The sequence below is a fragment of the Secundilactobacillus paracollinoides DSM 15502 = JCM 11969 genome (assembly GCF_001311135.1).
Classification (GTDB): domain Bacteria; phylum Bacillota; class Bacilli; order Lactobacillales; family Lactobacillaceae; genus Secundilactobacillus; species Secundilactobacillus paracollinoides.
In genome coordinates, this window is the sequence record NZ_BBAG01000134.1 from 1 (window position 1) to 1,930 (window position 1,930).

Annotated in this window: 3 protein-coding genes; all 3 read right to left on the reverse strand. The window is 33.6% G+C overall.

Features of this window, described 5'->3' with window-relative positions; translation table 11 throughout:
• Window positions 1-18: 18 nt before the first annotated feature.
• The 3 genes from arsC to JCM11969_RS16520 are packed head-to-tail and all read right to left on the reverse strand — an operon-like array spanning window position 19 to window position 1,852.
• Complete coding sequence (gene arsC, locus JCM11969_RS16510; RefSeq protein WP_054712978.1) at window positions 19-435, reverse strand: arsenate reductase (thioredoxin); 417 nt, start codon at window positions 433-435, stop codon at window positions 19-21.
• Between the two features lie 11 nt (window positions 436-446).
• Entirely contained in the window at window positions 447-1,484 is a 1,038-nt protein-coding gene (arsB, locus tag JCM11969_RS16515) for an ACR3 family arsenite efflux transporter (protein ID WP_012391387.1), read from the reverse strand.
• A gap of 50 nt (window positions 1,485-1,534) precedes the next feature.
• Window positions 1,535-1,852: an ArsR/SmtB family transcription factor gene (locus JCM11969_RS16520; RefSeq protein ID WP_054712980.1), complete on the reverse strand. Its 318-nt coding sequence runs from the start codon at window positions 1,850-1,852 to the stop codon at window positions 1,535-1,537.
• Between the last annotated feature and the right edge of the window lie 78 nt (window positions 1,853-1,930).

The window sequence follows — 1,930 nt, forward strand, 5'->3', positions numbered from 1 at the left end:
ATTTGTTAAAAATGGACCCTATTTATAATTTTGTACAAGTTCGAATAGATTATCTTTTATTTTGTTTCGAACTTTTCTAAAGGCTTGTAGTTTTTCTTTTTCTGTTCCAGTGGCTTTTGCAGGGTCGGGTAATGGCCAATGAATACTTGTAGCTTGTGGTGGAATAACTGGACATTTATCTCGTGCATCACCGCATAAAGTAACAATTAGATTAGCTGAATTGAAGTAATTTAAATCAATCAGTTTTGAATACTGCTGACTAATATCGACACCATCTTCTGCCATAACTTGTACTGCATTTTTGTTTAAACCATGCTTTTCTACGCCCGCACTTCTAATTTCGAATTTATCGGAAGGAAAAAGTTCTTTTGCGTATCCTTCGGCCATTTGGCTTCGACATGAATTCCCGGTACAGAGAAAATAGATTTTTTTCATTTGGTTACTCCTTAATCATAATATTTTCTTTTAATCCATAGTGCTACATCAACTAATAAGATCATTACCGGTACTTCAACCATTGGGCCAATAACGGCAGCAAATGCTTCTCCAGAATTCAAGCCAAATATAGCGACTGTTACTGCAACAGCTAATTCAAAGTTATTACTTGCAGCGGTGAAAGATTGTGTCGCAGAAATTGAATAACTAGTTTTAGTCTTTTTCGCAATCCAAAAGGTTATGAAGAACATTAAGACAAAATATAGTAATAAAGGAACAGCAATTCTTATTGCGTCCATTGGTAGTTGAACTACTTTTGCACCCTTGACAGAAAACATCACTACTATTGTAAAGAGTAAAGCCCAAGTAGTAATTCTGCTTATTTTTGGTACATATTTATCTTCAAACCATTCTTTACCCTTTGTGCTAATGATAAAGTAACGAGAACCAATGCCCAAAATGAAAGGAATACCAAGATAAATAAAAACACTTTTAGCAATTTCACTCATTGTAATATTAATTGTCTGTGTTTGTAGCCCAAAGAATTTTGGTAAGACACTAATAAAGAAGTATGCATAAACGGAATATAGCAAAATCTGAAAAATTGAGTTAAAAGCTACTAGACCAGCAGCATAATCGTTATTACCCTGCGCTAATTCATTCCACACAATAACCATAGCAATACACCGTGCTAAACCGATCATGATTAAACCAATCATATAGTTTGGATAATTGTGTAGAAAGATAACAGCAAGAGCAAACATTAAAATAGGGCCAACGATCCAATTTTGAACTAATGAAAAAGCAAGTTCCTTTTTGTCCTTAAATACATCACCCATTTTGCCATAATTAACTTTGGTTAGTGGTGGATATAGCATTAATATTAAGCCTATTGCTATTGGAATTGATGTTGTACCGATAGACCAACTATTAATTATTTTAGGGAGCGATGGAAAAGCTAAACCGCTAATAATTCCCAGTGCCATAGCTAAAAATACCCATAAGGTCATATAACGGTCCATGAATGATAAATTTTTAGAAGTACGCATAATAGCCCTCCATATAGATATTTATCTATGTATAATGCAAAATAAAAAAGCTAACAGTTTGAATGTGAATCCTTACATATGCAATGGTCAGTTTTAGATAGTATTTGTGTTAATTCACTAATCAGTCTTTCTTTTTTGTTTGAATTTAAAGAATAATAGTGCCACTTAGTATCTTTTCTTACGTTAACTAATCCACTTTTTTCCAGAATACTCATATGGTGGGATAGAGTCGGTTGTGTAAAGTTAAAGTGTGCAAGTATATCACACCCACACATCTCACCACAGGACATCATTTCTAAAATCTTAAGACGGTTAGGTTCAGCAACCACCTTTAAAAGTGATGCCAAATCTTTATACTCATAGTGCATCAGTAAATTCCTCCACATTAAACATAGACGATTATCTATATTGTATCACATGAATAATGAAAAAGATTGCCGTTCGGA

What these genes read in the sequence shown, in the direction of transcription:
- arsC (WP_054712978.1), bottom strand. Translation starts at nt 435, where the DNA reads ATGAAAAAAATCTATTTTCTCTGTACCGGGAATTCATGTCGAAGCCAA.
- arsB (WP_012391387.1), bottom strand. Translation starts at nt 1,484, where the DNA reads ATGCGTACTTCTAAAAATTTATCATTCATGGACCGTTATATGACCTTA.
- JCM11969_RS16520 (WP_054712980.1), bottom strand. Translation starts at nt 1,852, where the DNA reads ATGCACTATGAGTATAAAGATTTGGCATCACTTTTAAAGGTGGTTGCT.